Here is a 14,720-nt window from a genome sequence, read left to right as displayed (position 1 = left end):
CCGGCATGGCGGCGGCTGCAGGCTGCCGCCACCCCCGCCCTCGCCATCCACAATGACCGCTTGGCGCGCCCGGTTCCACCCGCATCGGAGATTTTTCCGCGCGAAGCCGTCGCCAACGGGCCGGCCCGGCTACTCGCCGGCCACCTCGCGCGCGATCTCGTCGAGCAGGGCGTTGACCTGGTCGCGGCCGCCGCCCTCCGGCAGACGCCGGAAACCCACGCGCACCGTGCCCGGCGCCGCCTCGGTTTCGTAGGCGAACACGACATAGGGGCAATAGGCGATATTGGCGACGTCCTCCTCCATCGCGCGGCGCGAGATGACGGCCGAGCAGAACTGAAAAAACTCGGCATTTTTGTAAAGCGCCTTCTGCGCGCCGACATCTTCGGCGGTACGCTGCAGCATCTCGCCGATAAAACCGTGATAGTCGACGACAAAACCGCGATTGACGATCGCGCCGCCAAGGTCGAAGGCAACGTCGGCGAACGGCGTGTCGGTTTCGTAGACGGTGATGTCGTCGGCCGCCTCGGCCAACGCGGCCGGAGCGAACGTGGCAAGAACAAACGCGGCGATCCGCAAAACACGTTTCATTGGCTTGGCTCCTTTTGCGCGCATTGTCGCCCGCTTCGTCGCGCCTGTCCATTCACATAGAAATTTTTGCATATTTGATTCCGCCGCGGGTGCGGCGATTGACGCGCCTGACGGTCCGTGAAATCATTCGAAAAATTGAATATGTTATCGGGAGGCCCGCTCATGCCAACACGCCGCGACGTTCTGGCCGGTATCGCAACCGCCTCTGCCCTCGCCCTTGCCCGGCCAGCGCTTGCCGCCGCCGCCCTGTCGACCGGGGCCGGCGAGATCTCCGTCGTCAGCGACGGGCGCATGTCGCTGCCGCTGGCCTTCGTCTTTCCCGACATCCCGGCCGAGGAACGCAACGCGCTGCTCGCCGAAAGCGGCATGTCGACCACCGCCTACGAGCCCGATTGCAACGTCACCTTGCTGCGCGCCGGCGATCGGCTGGCGCTTTTCGACGCCGGCGCCGGCCCCAATTTCCTGCCCACCACGGGCAAGCTTCTCGCCGGGCTGGAGGAGGCCGGCGTGGATCCCGCCGAGGTCACAGACCTCCTCTTCACCCATGCCCATCCCGATCATCTGTGGGGCGTTCTCGACGATTTCGACGATCTCGCCTTCCCCGAGGCCACGCCCCGGATGGCGCGCGCGGAATGGGATTTCTGGCGTGCCGACGACACGCTGGCAACGATGCCGGAGGACCGCAAGAGCTTCGTTGTCGGCGCGCAGAACCGGATGGCCGCGCTGGAAGACCGCATCGCCCTGTTCGCACCGGGCGAGGAAGTGTTCCCGGGCGTCGAGGCGGTCGACACCGCCGGCCACACGCCCGGCCACGTCGCCTTCATGATCCATGGCGGCGACCAGCCGGTGCTGATTGCCGGCGACGCGCTGACCAACGCGGTCTCCTTCCGGCGACCCGCCCTGCACTCGGGCAGCGATCAGGACCGCGAACAGGCCGCGCAGACCCGCCTGCGCCTGCTCGATCGGATGGCGGGCGAACGGGCGCGGTTGATCGCCTTCCACCTGCCGTATCCCGGCATGGGCACGGTCGAGCGCAAGGGCGAGGCCTATCGCTTCGCGCCGCTTGGCTGAACCTATCGCGCCGGCGCGTCGTCCATGCGCCGGAACGCCGCCAGCACCGACCCCTCGATCAGATAGGCCAGGCCGAGCCGCGCCCCGGCCATGATCGCCACGATCACCACCGGCGCCGAGAGCGCCATCGCCGACAGGGCGGTGATGCCCTGGCCGACCGTGCAGCCGAGCGCGAACACGCCGCCGGTTCCCATCAGGAAACCGCCCGCGAAATGCCGCCCCAGCTCGCGCGCGTCGTCGCAGGCTTCCCAGCGCACGTCGTGGCTGCGCCACGCGCGCAGGCCGGCCCCGACCACCACCCCGATCACCAGGCCGACGCCGTAGTCCGGCCCGATGCCGGTGAACAGGATCGCCTGCAGGATCGTGTCGGCGACCGGCACGACGAAGGAGCCGGCCTCCACCTGCACGGGAAAGAAGGAATGGCGCGCGGCAAGCGTCGTCGCCACCCAGCCGAACGCGATCACGGCGCCGACCGTCATGCTGGCGCCAATCGCCAGACGGGCGCGACGAAAGCCCCGGTCGCGCAACACCCACCAGATCAGGCCGCCGGCGATCAGCGCCGCCACCGCCGCATGAAGGTCGAGCCCGGTCACGGCACTGGCGATCGCCCCCATCGACTGGCCGCCGAATGCGGAAAAATCGAGCGCCAGCTCGTCGACCAGCTTGACCCGGGCCAGCGCCGACAGGCCGCGCTGCGCGGCCATCGCCGACAGGCCGAGCACCATCAGCACGACCAGCGAACGCAGGCTGCCGCCGCCGAGCCGCACCAGCGCGCCGAAGCCGCAAGTGCCCACCAGCGCCATGCCGAACCCGAAGGCGAGCCCGCCGATGACGGCGCCGGTCAGGCCGAAAAGCGGCATCAGATAAAAACTGCGCCCGGGATCGGCGAGACCGAGCGCGACGAGGGTCTGGGTCAGCACTAGGGCAACGGCGGCGGCCAGCGCCCAACCGCGCACGCCGTGGCTGTCGCCCGCATACCAGTGGCGTTCGAGCGCCGACATGGCGCAAAAATGCACGCGCCGCGCGACGAAGCCGAGGACCGTGCCGGCGACAAGCCCCGCCAAAGGCAGGAAAAACGGCGATCCGACGATATTCTGCACCTGCGGTTCCTCCCTGGGACCGCGCTCTTCGCCGGCCGGTCCCTAAGCCGCAGGCTGCCTTGCGTCAGGGTTTCCGGATCTTCGGCTCTCCCTGCCGGACCGGGGCGCAAAACAGCCCGTAAAGGGTCTCGATCACCGAGGCGACCTCCGCGCTGGCGATCGAATAATAAATGACCCGTCCTTCGCGACGTGTGTTGACCAGGCGATCGAAGCGCAGGCGCGCAAGCTGCTGCGACACCGCCGCCTGCGGCATGTCCATGATGTTTTCCAGTTCCGAGACCGATTTCTCGCCCTCCGCCAGGAGGCACAGGATCAGCAGCCGGCTTTCGTGCGACAGCGCTTTCAGCAATTCGCTGGCCTTGCGCGCCTGGTCGAGCAGCGCCTCGAAATCCTCCGGTGGCTGGTTGCGATCGAGTTTCGGAAGGGTCATTCGTGTTGGGTCTCGTCAAGCTTTGCGATCAAATCGCCAACAAGATACCAGAAAAATTCATCGCCCGGATAGCCGCGTATGCGGCCGAACTCGCGCCCGCCCTCGACCAGGACGAATGTCGGCGTGAAGCGTTCGCGTTCGACGAAGTCGAGATCGGCCGGCCAGGCCTGGGTGATGTCGACCCGGCGCAGCGGCGCCCTGCGACCTTCCTGCGTCTTGGCATAGGCCGGCGCGATTTCCTCGTTGAAGCGCGCGCACCACGGGCACCCGGGCTGTTCGAGCATGATCAGCTCGGCCGCCGCGGCGGGCGATGCCAGCCCCGCAAGGATCAACAAAATCAGAGGGAACGCCGCTCGGCGCATGCAATGTCCTTTCGTCGATTGCAATATATATAAATTTTCGCATATCTTCCAAGGGAATTGTCGCCGGCCCGGCGGCCCGGTTCACCGCAAGGAAGGAACGCGATGCTGGATATAAGCCTCGGAGGCGCCCTGCTGGCGGGACTGCTGTCCTTCGTCTCGCCCTGCGTGCTGCCGATCGTTCCGCCCTATCTGGCCTGGCTCGCCGGGTTGAGTTTCGAGGAATTGCGCACCGACGCCGTCGCCGCCGGGGCGCGCCGACGCATCGTCGCGGCCGCCCTCGCCTTCGTGCTCGGCTTCACCACGGTGTTCGTCGCGCTCGGCGCCACCGCCAGCGTGATCGGCAACACGATCGCGCAATATTTCGACATATTGTCGGTGATCGCCGGCGTCATCATCATCGTCATGGGATTGCATTTTCTCGGCGTCTTCCGCATCGCCCTGCTCTATCGCGAGGCGCGCGTGCAGGTGGACAAGAAGCCGGCCGGCATCGTCGGCGCCTACATTATGGGCCTGGCCTTCGCCTTCGGCTGGACGCCGTGCGTCGGCCCCGTGCTCGCCGCCATCCTGTTCGTCGCCGGCTCGGAGGGCACCGCCGCTCGCGGCGCGCTTCTGCTCGCCGTCTATTCGCTGGGCATCGGCATTCCCTTCCTGCTGGCCGCGGCCTTCGCCGGCCGCTTTCTCGGCTGGGCGGCGCGTTTTCGCCAGCACATGCGAAAGATCGAGATGGCGATGGGCGGACTGCTGGTCGTCACCGGCATCCTGTTCATAACCGGCCAGATGGCGACCATCTCCTACTGGCTGCTCGAAACCTTCCCCATCTTCCAGACCATCGGCTAGGAGACTTGTTATGATCCGCTCGCTGCTGTTGACTGCCCTCTTCGTGCTTACCGGGACTTTCTCGCCCGCCGCCGCCGAGATCGGCGATGATGGCCTGCACAAGCAGCCCTGGTTCTCGCTCACCTTCCGCGACGTCGCGGAGGATATCGAGACGGCGCGGCAGGACGGCAAGCGTCTCGCCATCGTCTTCGAGCAGCGCGGCTGCATCTATTGCGCCAAGATGCACGAGGAGCTTCTAAGCGACCCGCAGGTGCGCGACTACATCAAGGCGCATTTCAACGTCGTGCAATACAACATGTTCGGCGACGAGGAGGTCACCGACCTCGACGGCGAGGTGCTGACCGAAAAGACCGCCGCGCGCAAATGGGGCTACGTCTTCACCCCGACGATCGTCTTCCTGCCGCAGGAGGCGCCGGATGGCACCAGCGTCAGCGAGGCGGCCGTCGCCACCATGCCCGGCGCCTTCGGCAAGTGGACCTTTCTGCACATGTTCGAATGGGTGTTCGAAAAGGGTTATGACGGTGACGAGCATTTTCAGAAATATCACGCCCGCAAGCTCGACGAGCTTCGCGCCGCCGGCCGCCTGGAGGCGGAGTGAGGCCGGGGGAGCGGCGACATATGCAAATAATCATATTTTTCCGTTGAAGATTTGCACGGACATGGATAGCGTGTGGCAGGAGAGGATATCCGCCCAATAAGAGCGGAAACACGGGAGGAAATCGGGCTGATGATTCGTGTGACAGCAATCGTGACGGCGGTCTTGGCGGTCACGGCCACCAGCGCTCCGGCGGATGAAACCGCGCCCCAGGACGTCAAGTTCGAGGATCTCGCCGTTGCCGCCTCCTTGACCGGCAAGCCGGGCGACCCGGCCGCCGGGCGGGACGTGTTCAAGGATCGCAAGCTCGGCAACTGCCTGGCCTGCCATACCAATGCCGACATGCAGAAAGAGCTGTTCCACGGCACGGTCGGTCCGGCCATGGACGGCGCCGGCGACCGGTGGGAACCGGCCCAGCTGCGCGCCATCATCACCGACGCCAAGCAGGTCTTCGGCGAACAGACCGTCATGCCGGGCTTCTATTCGCTCGCCGTCGGCAAAGACGTTCGCGAGGATCTCGTCGGCAAGACCATCCTGACGGCGCAACAGATCGAGGATGTCGTGGCCTATGTCGCCACGTTGAAGGAATAGCGCAAGCGCGAGGAGAAACAGTCATGACCATCAACAGACGCCAGGCGCTGGGTCTTGCGGCGGGAGCGGTCGCTTTTGCCGCCGCCGGCCTGCCCGGCCGCCCCGCATCGGCAAGCCCCGAGGAAACTCAAAAGCGCATCGCCGAATTCACCGGCGGCAAGACGCCCGAAACCGGCCGGCTGACGCTGACGGCACCCGAAATCGCCGAAAACGGCAACACCGTGCCGATCTCCATCGAGGTCGAAAGCGCCATGGAGGGCGACGACGTCGTCGAGCAGGTCATGATCCTGGCCGAAGGCAACCCCAATCCCGACGTCGCGGTGTTCAATTTCTCCGAAGCCAGCGGCATCGCGGCCGCGACGACGCGCATGCGTCTGGCCAAGACGCAAAACGTGATCGCCGTGGCGAAGATGAAGGACGGCTCGACCTTCATCGACCAGAAGGAAGTCAAGGTCACGATCGGCGGCTGCGGCGGTTGATCAGAGAGGAAACGACACAATGGCCACACCCAAACCGCGCGTGAAGCTCCCCAAGACCGCCTCGGCGGGGGAGATCATCACCATCAAGACACTGATCAGCCACCAGATGGAATCGGGCCAGCGCAAGGACAAGAACGGCGATCCGATCCCGCGCCAGATCATCAACAAGTTCACTTGCGAGTTCAACGGCACGCCGGTGTTTTCCTGCGATATTGACCCGGCGATTTCGGCCAACCCCTATTTCGAGTTCAACGCCAAGGTTCCCGAGAGCGGAACCTTCAAGTTCACCTGGATCGACGACGACGGCTCGGTCTACGAGCACGAGGCCGGCATCGAGGTCAAATAAGACGGCCGGGCAAAAGGGGATCCGCGCGAACGGTCCCGGCCCGCAACCGCGAGGCAAGAAATGGGAGGAAGGCCGTGAGGAATAGATACGCAATTGTCGGGCTTGGCGCGCTCCTGGCTGTCGCCACGGCCTTGCCGGCCGCGGCCGAGCCGGTCGACGACGAACTGGTTATCGACGGACAGGCCATGACGGTGCGCACCGCCGCGCCGGAGGGCCATCCCTTCGACGAACTCCTGTCCGGCTGGCTGTTCCGCGAAGCCGAAACGCGCGAATTGGAGGCCGATTCCTTCCAGAACCCGGGCATGCTTTACGTCGACCGCGGCGCCGACATCTGGAACGCGGTCGACGGCACGATGGGCAAGTCGTGCGCGTCGTGCCACGACGACGCCGCCGACACGATGAAGGGCATCGCCGCCAACTATCCCAAATGGGACGCCGACGCCAAGCGGCCGATCAACATCGAACTGCAGATCGACAAGTGCCGGGTGGAGAACATGGGCGCCGAGGCCTACAAGTTCGACACGCCCGACCAGAAGGCGCTGACGACCTATATCAAGCACCAGTCGCTCGGCACGCCGGTCGCCGTCGATCTGAGCCAGGGCGACCTGCAGAGCTGGTGGGATCGCGGCAAGGACATTTACTACACCCGCACCGGCCAGTTGAACTTCGCCTGCGCCTCCTGTCACGAGGCCAATTCCGGCCAGTATATCCGCGCCGACCATCTGAGCCAGGGCCAGGCGAACGGCTTTCCCACCTACCGGCTGAAACAGGCCGACATGGTGTCGCTGCACAACCGTTTCCGCGGCTGCATCCGCGACACGCGGGCGGAATTTCCGAAAGCCTTTTCCGACGAGCTGATGGCGCTGGAAGTCTACGTCACCTGGCGCGGAACGGGCCTGTCGGTCGAAACGCCGGCCGTGCGCCAATAACGCCGACAAGACCGTGCGCGGCGCGGGCCGTCGCGCGTCAAAGCCAAAGCAGAACGCATTCCGCCCCGTGTTGCGCCGGGCGGACGTGGGAGCCGTCGGGGCAAGGACATGATCTCAAGACGCGAATTCCTCATGGCAACGGCGGCGCTGTCGGCCGTCGCCGGTCCGGGCCTCGTCGGGCGCTGGTCGCGGGCCGCCGCGCAGCAGACGCTCACCGAAGACGCGCTGCTCGACTTCGAGGCGCACGGCAACGTCACCCTCGTGCACCTGACCGACATCCATGCCCAGCTTCGGCCGGTCTATTTCCGCGAGCCGTCGCAAAATATCGGCGTCGGGGCGGTTGCCGGCCTGCCGCCGCACGTCACCGGCGCCGACTTCCTCAAGCTCTACGACATCGCCCCGGGCAGTCCGCATGCCTATGCGCTGACCGCGGAGGATTTTTCCGCGCTCGCCCGCACCTATGGCCGCATGGGCGGGCTCGACCGCATTGCCACCATCGTCAAGCGCATCCGCGCCGAGCGCGGCGACCAGATGCTGCTTCTGGACGGCGGCGACACCTGGCAGGGCAGCTACACCGCGCTGAAGACCAACGGCCAGGACATGGTCGAGGCCATGAACGCGCTGGCGCCCGACGCCATGACCGGCCATTGGGAATTCACCTATGGCGCCGAGCGGGTCACCGAGATCATCGGTTCCCTGCCCTTCCCCTTCCTCGGCGGCAACATCTACGACGCGGAATGGAACGAACCCGCCTTCGAGGCCTACAAGATGTTCGAGCGCGGCGGCGTCAACATCGCCGTGCTCGGCCAGGCTTTTCCCTATACGCCGATCGCCAATCCGCGCTGGATGTTTCCGAACTGGTCGTTCGGCATCCGCGAGGAGGATATCGCCGCCAATGTGGAGGCCGCGCGCGCCGCCGGCGCCGATCTCGTGGTGCTTTTGTCGCATAACGGCTTCGACGTCGACCGCGCGCTCGCCGCGCGCGTCTCGGGCATCGACATCATCCTGACCGGCCACACCCACGACGCCCTGCCCGAGCCGGTCAAGGTCGGCTCGACGCTGCTGATCGCCAGCGGCTCGCACGGCAAGTTCGTCACCCGGCTCGACCTCGACGTGCGCGACGGCGCGCTCAAGGGCTTCCGCCACCGGCTGATCCCGGTCTTTTCCGACGTGATCGCGCCCGACGCGGAGATGGACGGCCTCATCACGCGGCTGCGGGCGCCGTTCGAGGACGAATTGAGGCGCGAACTGGCGACCACCGAAACGCTGCTTTACCGGCGCGGCAATTTCAACGGCACGTTCGACGATCTGATCTGCCAGGCGCTGCTCGACGTGCGCGAGGCCGACATCGCGCTTTCGCCGGGCTTTCGCTGGGGCACCTCGGTGCTGCCGGGCGAAAAGATCACCGTCGAAGACCTGCACAATGCCTGCGCCATGACCTATCCCGCCGCCTATCGCTCGACGATGAGCGGCGAGACCATCCACGCCATCCTGGAGGACGTGGCCGACAATCTGTTCAATGCCGACCCCTATTATCAGCAGGGCGGCGACATGGTGCGCGTCGGCGGCATGGCCTACACGATCGATCCCGGCGCGGCGATGGGCAACCGCATCACCGACATGACGCTGGTCAAGACCGGCGCGGCCGTCGAGCCGGGACGCGACTATGTCGTGGCCGGCTGGGCCTCCGTGAACGAGGCCACCGAAGGCCCGCCGATCTGGGAGGTGGTCGAGGACTATCTCGCCCGAAACCCGGTCGTGGAGCTAAAGGAAAACCGGCTCGTCAGGCTGAAAAACTGACCACCGGGACAGGGCGGCAATGGACAGGCGAGCTGCGGTTTGATATATATTAAAATTCATATGTGTAAATGGATACCCGGCCGGACGGAACCGAACCATGCCTGATCAGCCATCGAGACGCGGCTTTCTGAAGGGCGGCCTGGCCGCCGGCGCGGCACTCGCCACCGCGACGACCGCCGCGCGCGCGGCCGACGATCCCGCCATCACCGAAATCCAGGACTGGAACCGCTATGCCGGGCCGGGCGTCGACGCCGAGCCCTACGGCGTGCCCTCGCCCTACGAGGCCCATGTGGTGCGCCGCAACGTGCCGTGGCTGACGGCCGATCCGATTTCCTCGGTCAACTTCACGCCGCTGCACGAGCTCGACGGCATCATCACGCCCAACGGGCTGTGCTTCGAGCGCCACCACGCCGGCATCGCCGAGATCGACCCCGCGCAGCACCGGCTGATGATCAACGGCATGGTCGACACGCCGCTGGTCTTCACCATGGCCGATTTGATGCGTTTTCCGCGCGAAAACCACGTCTATTTCCTCGAATGCGCCGCCAATTCCGGCATGGAATGGCGCGGCGCGCAGCTCAATGGCTGCCAGTACACGCACGGTATGGTGCATTGCGTGATGTATACCGGCGTCAAGCTGCGCCACCTGCTGGAGGAGGCCGGCATCCGCGCGGGTGCGGCCTGGGTCATGCCCGAGGGCGCGGACGCCTCGGCGATGTCGCGCTCGCTGCCGCTCGAAAAGGCGCTCGACGACTGCCTGGTCGCCTTCAAGATGAACGGCGAGGCGTTGCGGCCCGGCCAGGGGTATCCGCTGCGGCTGGTGGTGCCCGGCTGGGAAGGCAATCTGTGGGTGAAATGGCTGCGCCGCATCGAGATCGGCGACAAGCCGTGGCATCTGCGCGAGGAGACCTCGAAATATACCGACCTGCTCGCCAATGGCAAAGCCAGGCGCTTCACCTGGCAGATGGACGTCAAATCCGTCATCACCAATCCGAGCCCGCAGGCGCCGGTCACCCACGGCCGCGGCCGGCTGGTTCTGGCCGGGCTTGCCTGGTCGGGCGGCGGGCGCATCAGCCGGGTCGACGTCTCGATCGACGGCGGCCGCAACTGGACGACGGCGCGTCTCGACGGGCCGAGCCTGCCCAAGGCGCTGCACCGCTTCTACCATGCCTTCGACTGGGACGGTTCCGAGCTCTTCCTGCAGTCGCGCGCCATCGACGAAAACGGCTTCGTGCAGCCGACCAAGAACGATCTGCGCGCCGCGCGCGGGGAGAATTCCATCTACCACAATAACGGCATCCAGACCTGGCATGTGGCGAAAGACGGAGTGGTCGAGAATGTCGAGATTTCCTAGGCTCGCCGCCGCGCTTGCCCTGTCGCTGCTGCCGGCAGCGGCCCTGGCCGAAGGCGACGTTGACGCCGGCGAAAGGGTCTTCGCCAAATGCAAGGCCTGTCACGCCGTCGGCGATGGCGCCAAGAACCGGGTCGGCCCGCAACTGAACGACGTGTTCGGCCGTATCGCCGGCACGGCCGAGGGCTTCCGCTATTCGCCCGCCATGATGAAGGCCGGCGAGGACGGGCTGGTCTGGAACGAGGAGACGCTGACGGCCTATCTCACCGCCCCGCGCGCCTTCATCAAGGGCAACCGGATGGCCTTCGCCGGTCTGAAGAAGGACGCCGAAATCGACGATGTCCTCGCCTATCTGGCGACGTTCTCGCAATCGGGCGACGACGACGCGGCCTCCGCCGAACCGGCGCCGGCCGACGCGCCCGACACGGCGACCGAGGATGGCGCGGCAGCCGAACCCAAAGCCGGCGAGCCCGAAGGGGCCGTGGTGGAGGCGGAAGCTGCGGCCGAGCCGCCCGCCCATGGCGTCTTCCATCTCGGCCGCCCCGCCACCGAGGCGGAGGTCGCGGCCTGGGACATCGACATCCGTCCCGACGGCGCCGGCCTGCCGGTCGGCAGCGGCACGGTTCTGGAGGGCGAGACGGTCTATACCGAGCAATGCGCGGTCTGCCACGGCGATTTCGGCGAGGCGATCGGGCGCTGGCCGGTGCTGGCGGGCGGCTACGATACGCTGACCCGCGAGCGTCCGGTCAAGACGATCGGCTCCTACTGGCCCTATCTGTCGACGGTCTACGACTATGTGCGCCGCGCCATGCCCTTCGGCAACGCCCGCTCGCTGTCGGACGACGACGTCTACGCCTTGACCGCCTATGTGCTATATTTGAACGACATCGTCACCGACGAGGCATTCGAGTTGAACCAGGATAATCTGGCCACGATCCGGCTGCCGAACGAGGACGGCTTCGTCGCCGACGACCGGTATGAGGAACCGCATTATGCGGCCGGGGCCGAGCCCTGCATGCGCGAGTGCAAGCCGGGCAAGGCCGAGATCGCCCAGCACGCCGCCGTGCTCGACGTGACGCCGGACGGCGACAGCGACGAGGACGGCTCCGGCGGCGGCATCGACTGACCGGCAATGCCAGCGCCAATGACGCAGCGCGGGAGGAACGACGTGCCGAAGAATGCCGGTATCGTGTCGCGGCGCCCGACACCGAGCCCGATACTGGGCCCGCTCTTGGGCCTGATGCTCGGTGCCGTTGCCCTATCCATGGGCTCCCCCGTCCTGGCCAGCGAGGCCGGCCCGCCGCCGCCATCGGCCGAAGACCTGCTGCGGGCCGAGCATCTGGAGACCGAAATTCTGTCCCTCGACGGCGACCCCGCTTTCGGCGAATATCTCGGCGGCGAATGCGTGACCTGCCACCAGTCGTCCGGCGCCGGCGGCACCATACCGCCGATCGCCGGCCTGCCGGTCGATCACACGGTGCGCGCGCTGGTGGAATACAAGCTCGGCCTGCGCGCCAACGAGGTCATGCGATTGATGACGGCGCGGCTGGAAGCCGACGAAATCGCCGCCCTAGCCGCCTATTTCGCCGAGCTGTCGCCTTAGAGCGTTTCCGGGCGAAGGGGATGCCGGTTCGCCGTCCGGAAACGCATCGAAACGAGAAGGTGAAGCCGGCCTGCGATTTCGTGACAAGCAGAACGGCACTTGGATTTGGAGCATGACGCGCAAGAACGTCTTTCACTGAAAACCGGTACTCGGGAGGATGCCATGACCGGATTGACGAGAAGGCAATTTACAACACTGGTCGGCGCCGGCGCGGCCAGCCTCGCCGCGCCCACATATCTGCGCGCCCAGGGCAAGCCGCGCGTGGTCGTGATCGGCGGCGGCGCGGGCGGCGCGACGGCGGCGAAATATGTCGCCAAGGATTCCAACGGGGCGATCGACGTCACCCTGGTGGAGGACGGCGACAGTTTCACCACCTGTTTCTTCTCCAATCTCTATCTGGGCGGCTTCCGCGACTTGCAGTCGATCACCCACAGCTACGACCAGCTGGTCTCGGCCTACGGCATCACCAAGGTCACGGGCCGCGCGAGCGCGGTCGACCGCGCCGCCAAGACCGTGACCATGGCCGACGGCGCCACGCTTGCCTATGACCGGCTGATCCTGTCGCCCGGCATCGATATGATCTGGGATTCCGTGCCCGGCTATTCCCAGGCCTCGGCCGAGATCGCCCCGCATGCCTGGCAGGCCGGCCCGCAGACCGAGCTTTTGAAAGCCAGGCTCGACGCCGTCGCCGACGGCGAGACGATCGTCATGGTCGCCCCGCCCAACCCCTATCGCTGCCCGCCCGGGCCTTACGAGCGCGTCTCGATGATGGCGCATGTGCTCAAAGCCAAGGGTTACACCGGCGCCAAGATCGTCGTCCTCGATCCGAAGGCGAAATTCTCCAAACAGGGCCTGTTCCAGGCCGGCTGGGAAAAACACTATCCCGGCATGGTCGAGTGGTACGGGCCCGACATCCATGGTGGCATCAAGACCGTCGACGCCGCTGCCGGCACGGTCGAGACCGATTTCGACACCTTCAAGGGCGTGCTCTTAAACGTCATCCCGGCCCAGAAGGCCGGCGCCATCGCCGACGGCTTTGCCGACGACAGCGGCTTCTGCCCGATCGACGCGGCCTCGATGCGCTCGACGATGGACGAGGCGGTGTTCGTGATCGGCGATGCCTCGATCGCCGGCGACATGCCCAAATCCGGCTTCTCGGCCAACAGCCAGGCCAAGATCGCGGCCATGAATGTCCGCGGCGACCTGACGGATTCCAGGGTCTTTCCGGCGAAATATTCCAACACCTGCTGGTCGCTGATCGAGACCGACGACGGCGTCAAGGTCGGCGCCCAGTACGAGCCCAAGGATGGCAAGATCACCTCGGTGGCGAGTTTCATCAGTCAGACCGGCGAGGACGCCGCGCTGCGCAAGGCCACCTACGAGGAATCGATCGGCTGGTATTCCGGCATCGTCTCCGACATGTTCGGCTGAGCGCACGCCGCTTGTCGGAAAAGGATCGGCTCCGTGGCGCAGACAACCGGGATGGCGGCCCTTTGAAACGCCATCCCGCCTCGGGGCCGCTGCGCCGCCTACGGGCTTTATTCGGCCGGCACCGCGTGCGAACGCGACGCCACGGCAGCCGCCGCCGGGCGGGCGTCGATCAGCCTGTCGGCCGCCGCCGCGCCGCCGATCATGGCGGCTAGGCCGAGCAGCGACGACAGCGCCAGCACCGCGCCGCCGGTGAAACCGGCGCCGATGGTGCAGCCGACGGCCAGGATGCCGCCGAACCCCATCAGCGCCGCGCCGAGCGTGTAGCGCAGGACCGAAGGCGTTCCGGGTTCGGAAAAACGGGCGATCCGGAACTCGCGGAACAGCAGTGCCGCCGCGAAGGCGCCGGCGAGCGTGCCGACCAGCACGCCCTGGTCGAGACCGGGTCCGTCGCTGCCGGCTGCCGCCAGCCCGCCCGTCGTGGCGAGTGGGCGGATATAGGACAGGCTCTCGGCCTGGATCGGGTCGAACACCTGCAGCGACAGCGTGTAGGTGAACCACCAGCCGGCGACCACGGACAGGCCGACGCCGATCCCGCCGACGACCCGCCAGGGCGACGGCCGCGCCTTCACCGCCAGCAGCAGCGCCGCAATCGCCAGCGCCGCGCCGATGACGACACCGGCCTGCTGGCCGAGACCGGCATGGGCGAGAACGTCGTTGCCGCCAAGCTGCGCCGTGCTCCACAGGCCGCCGATTGCGTCGCGCGCCGGCACCAGCACGCCGCTATAGGTGGCCAGTCCCACCACCGCGATCACCACGGATGTGTAGAGGGCGCGCAGATTGCCCGAGGCCGACAGCACGATCAGTCGCGATACGCAGCCGCGCGCCAGCACCATGCCGACGCCGAACAGGGCGCCGCCGATCAGCGCGCCCGACAGGCTCTGCGCGGTGGAAAAGAAGCGCGTTTCCAGGACGTCGAGACGGCCGCTTGCGAGTAGATATTGCACGCCGAGCACGGCAGCGGCGAAACCGGCCGCCCAGACGGCGAGCGCCTTCGGATCGCGCCCCCGCGTCAGGTCGAGCACGGCCGAACGGGTGCAAAAGGCGCTGCGCTGAGCGAAAACGCCAAAAAGCGCGCCGATCAGCGCGCCGCCGGCGATCGCGGTTCCGCGCTCGCCCAATTGATCGATCAGGGGGACGAAATCCATGG

The 14,720-nt window shown here is 66.6% G+C and carries 17 protein-coding genes; 12 read left to right on the top strand and 5 right to left on the bottom strand.

Translation table 11 applies throughout. From position 1 onward, the window contains the following. Positions 1-129 precede the first annotated feature (129 nt). Positions 130-588: a DUF302 domain-containing protein gene (locus tag EP380_RS20510; protein WP_127600409.1), complete on the bottom strand. Its 459-nt coding sequence runs from the start codon at positions 586-588 to the stop codon at positions 130-132. Positions 589-750: 162 nt separating this feature from the next. Between EP380_RS20510 and EP380_RS20505 the strand changes: the two genes are divergently transcribed. Next, a complete protein-coding gene (locus EP380_RS20505) occupies positions 751-1,659 on the top strand; it encodes an MBL fold metallo-hydrolase (protein ID WP_127600407.1) in 909 nt (302 codons plus the stop codon). Between the two features lie 2 nt (positions 1,660-1,661). On the opposite strand, the gene EP380_RS20500 is transcribed toward EP380_RS20505, so the two are convergent. The 3 genes from EP380_RS20500 to EP380_RS20490 all read right to left on the bottom strand — a co-directional run bounded on the left by EP380_RS20500 (position 1,662) and on the right by EP380_RS20490 (position 3,551). After that, entirely contained in the window at positions 1,662-2,759 is a 1,098-nt protein-coding gene (locus EP380_RS20500) for a YeeE/YedE family protein (RefSeq protein ID WP_238719955.1), read from the bottom strand. Between the two features lie 64 nt (positions 2,760-2,823). Next, the gene (locus EP380_RS20495) at positions 2,824-3,189 is read right to left on the bottom strand and encodes an ArsR/SmtB family transcription factor (RefSeq protein ID WP_106570794.1); all 366 of its coding nucleotides are present in this window, start codon (positions 3,187-3,189) and stop codon (positions 2,824-2,826) included. After that, complete coding sequence (locus EP380_RS20490; RefSeq protein WP_106570795.1) at positions 3,186-3,551, bottom strand: thioredoxin family protein; 366 nt, start codon at positions 3,549-3,551, stop codon at positions 3,186-3,188. The genes EP380_RS20495 and EP380_RS20490 overlap by 4 nt, the downstream gene beginning before the upstream one ends. A gap of 102 nt (positions 3,552-3,653) precedes the next feature. On the opposite strand from EP380_RS20490, the gene EP380_RS20485 reads away from it, so the two are divergent. The 11 genes from EP380_RS20485 (at position 3,654) to EP380_RS20435 (ending at position 13,513) form a co-directional block, all read left to right on the top strand. Continuing rightward, entirely contained in the window at positions 3,654-4,388 is a 735-nt protein-coding gene (locus EP380_RS20485; RefSeq protein ID WP_127600405.1) for a cytochrome c biogenesis CcdA family protein, read from the top strand. Between the two features lie 10 nt (positions 4,389-4,398). Next, entirely contained in the window at positions 4,399-4,986 is a 588-nt protein-coding gene (locus EP380_RS20480) for a thioredoxin family protein (protein WP_127600403.1), read from the top strand. A 129-nt stretch (positions 4,987-5,115) separates the two neighbouring features. Beyond that, positions 5,116-5,574: a sulfur oxidation c-type cytochrome SoxX gene (soxX, locus tag EP380_RS20475; RefSeq protein WP_106570798.1), complete on the top strand. Its 459-nt coding sequence runs from the start codon at positions 5,116-5,118 to the stop codon at positions 5,572-5,574. Positions 5,575-5,597: 23 nt separating this feature from the next. Next, on the top strand, positions 5,598-6,053 hold the full coding sequence (soxY, locus tag EP380_RS20470) for a thiosulfate oxidation carrier protein SoxY (protein WP_127600401.1): 456 nt from the start codon (positions 5,598-5,600) through the stop codon (positions 6,051-6,053). Between the two features lie 19 nt (positions 6,054-6,072). Continuing rightward, positions 6,073-6,399 carry a thiosulfate oxidation carrier complex protein SoxZ gene (gene soxZ / locus EP380_RS20465; protein ID WP_106570800.1) on the top strand — a complete coding sequence of 109 codons (327 nt, stop codon included), beginning with the start codon at positions 6,073-6,075 and terminating at the stop codon, positions 6,397-6,399. Between the two features lie 74 nt (positions 6,400-6,473). Continuing rightward, the gene (gene soxA, locus EP380_RS20460; protein WP_106570801.1) at positions 6,474-7,328 is read left to right on the top strand and encodes a sulfur oxidation c-type cytochrome SoxA; all 855 of its coding nucleotides are present in this window, start codon (positions 6,474-6,476) and stop codon (positions 7,326-7,328) included. Positions 7,329-7,436: 108 nt separating this feature from the next. Next, a complete protein-coding gene (gene soxB, locus EP380_RS20455; protein WP_127600399.1) occupies positions 7,437-9,128 on the top strand; it encodes a thiosulfohydrolase SoxB in 1,692 nt (563 codons plus the stop codon). Between the two features lie 97 nt (positions 9,129-9,225). Continuing rightward, entirely contained in the window at positions 9,226-10,482 is a 1,257-nt protein-coding gene (gene soxC, locus EP380_RS20450; RefSeq protein ID WP_106570803.1) for a sulfite dehydrogenase, read from the top strand. Further along, positions 10,466-11,605, top strand: coding sequence for a c-type cytochrome (locus EP380_RS20445; RefSeq protein ID WP_127600397.1), 1,140 nt, complete (start codon positions 10,466-10,468; stop codon positions 11,603-11,605). The genes soxC and EP380_RS20445 overlap by 17 nt, the downstream gene beginning before the upstream one ends. Before the next feature lie 42 nt (positions 11,606-11,647). Continuing rightward, positions 11,648-12,082 (top strand): c-type cytochrome, encoded by a 435-nt coding sequence (locus EP380_RS20440; protein ID WP_127600395.1) that lies wholly within the window; start codon positions 11,648-11,650, stop codon positions 12,080-12,082. Between the two features lie 162 nt (positions 12,083-12,244). Further along, positions 12,245-13,513 carry an NAD(P)/FAD-dependent oxidoreductase gene (locus EP380_RS20435; RefSeq protein ID WP_127600393.1) on the top strand — a complete coding sequence of 423 codons (1,269 nt, stop codon included), beginning with the start codon at positions 12,245-12,247 and terminating at the stop codon, positions 13,511-13,513. Between the two features lie 107 nt (positions 13,514-13,620). On the opposite strand, the gene EP380_RS20430 is transcribed toward EP380_RS20435, so the two are convergent. After that, the gene (locus EP380_RS20430) at positions 13,621-14,718 is read right to left on the bottom strand and encodes a YeeE/YedE thiosulfate transporter family protein (RefSeq protein WP_127600391.1); all 1,098 of its coding nucleotides are present in this window, start codon (positions 14,716-14,718) and stop codon (positions 13,621-13,623) included. Between the last annotated feature and the right edge of the window lie 2 nt (positions 14,719-14,720).

The sequence above is a fragment of the Nitratireductor alexandrii genome, assembly GCF_004000215.1.
GTDB lineage: Bacteria > Pseudomonadota > Alphaproteobacteria > Rhizobiales > Rhizobiaceae > Mangrovimarina > Mangrovimarina alexandrii.
The sequence above is the reverse complement of the archived record's forward strand: the minus strand, read 5'-3'. Positions and strand labels throughout refer to the sequence as shown.

Bases quoted from the DNA above. Each gene is read 5' to 3' on its own strand.
- EP380_RS20505 (WP_127600407.1), top strand. From the start codon at position 751: ATGCCAACACGCCGCGACGTTCTGGCCGGTATCGCAACCGCCTCTGCC.
- EP380_RS20445 (WP_127600397.1), top strand. From the start codon at position 10,466: ATGTCGAGATTTCCTAGGCTCGCCGCCGCGCTTGCCCTGTCGCTGCTG.
- EP380_RS20435 (WP_127600393.1), top strand. From the start codon at position 12,245: ATGACCGGATTGACGAGAAGGCAATTTACAACACTGGTCGGCGCCGGC.
- EP380_RS20480 (WP_127600403.1), top strand. From the start codon at position 4,399: ATGATCCGCTCGCTGCTGTTGACTGCCCTCTTCGTGCTTACCGGGACT.
- EP380_RS20490 (WP_106570795.1), bottom strand. From the start codon at position 3,551: ATGCGCCGAGCGGCGTTCCCTCTGATTTTGTTGATCCTTGCGGGGCTG.
- EP380_RS20495 (WP_106570794.1), bottom strand. From the start codon at position 3,189: ATGACCCTTCCGAAACTCGATCGCAACCAGCCACCGGAGGATTTCGAG.
- EP380_RS20430 (WP_127600391.1), bottom strand. From the start codon at position 14,718: ATGGATTTCGTCCCCCTGATCGATCAATTGGGCGAGCGCGGAACCGCG.
- soxB (WP_127600399.1), top strand. From the start codon at position 7,437: ATGATCTCAAGACGCGAATTCCTCATGGCAACGGCGGCGCTGTCGGCC.
- soxZ (WP_106570800.1), top strand. From the start codon at position 6,073: ATGGCCACACCCAAACCGCGCGTGAAGCTCCCCAAGACCGCCTCGGCG.
- EP380_RS20510 (WP_127600409.1), bottom strand. From the start codon at position 588: ATGAAACGTGTTTTGCGGATCGCCGCGTTTGTTCTTGCCACGTTCGCT.
- soxY (WP_127600401.1), top strand. From the start codon at position 5,598: ATGACCATCAACAGACGCCAGGCGCTGGGTCTTGCGGCGGGAGCGGTC.
- soxX (WP_106570798.1), top strand. From the start codon at position 5,116: ATGATTCGTGTGACAGCAATCGTGACGGCGGTCTTGGCGGTCACGGCC.
- EP380_RS20485 (WP_127600405.1), top strand. From the start codon at position 3,654: ATGCTGGATATAAGCCTCGGAGGCGCCCTGCTGGCGGGACTGCTGTCC.
- soxC (WP_106570803.1), top strand. From the start codon at position 9,226: ATGCCTGATCAGCCATCGAGACGCGGCTTTCTGAAGGGCGGCCTGGCC.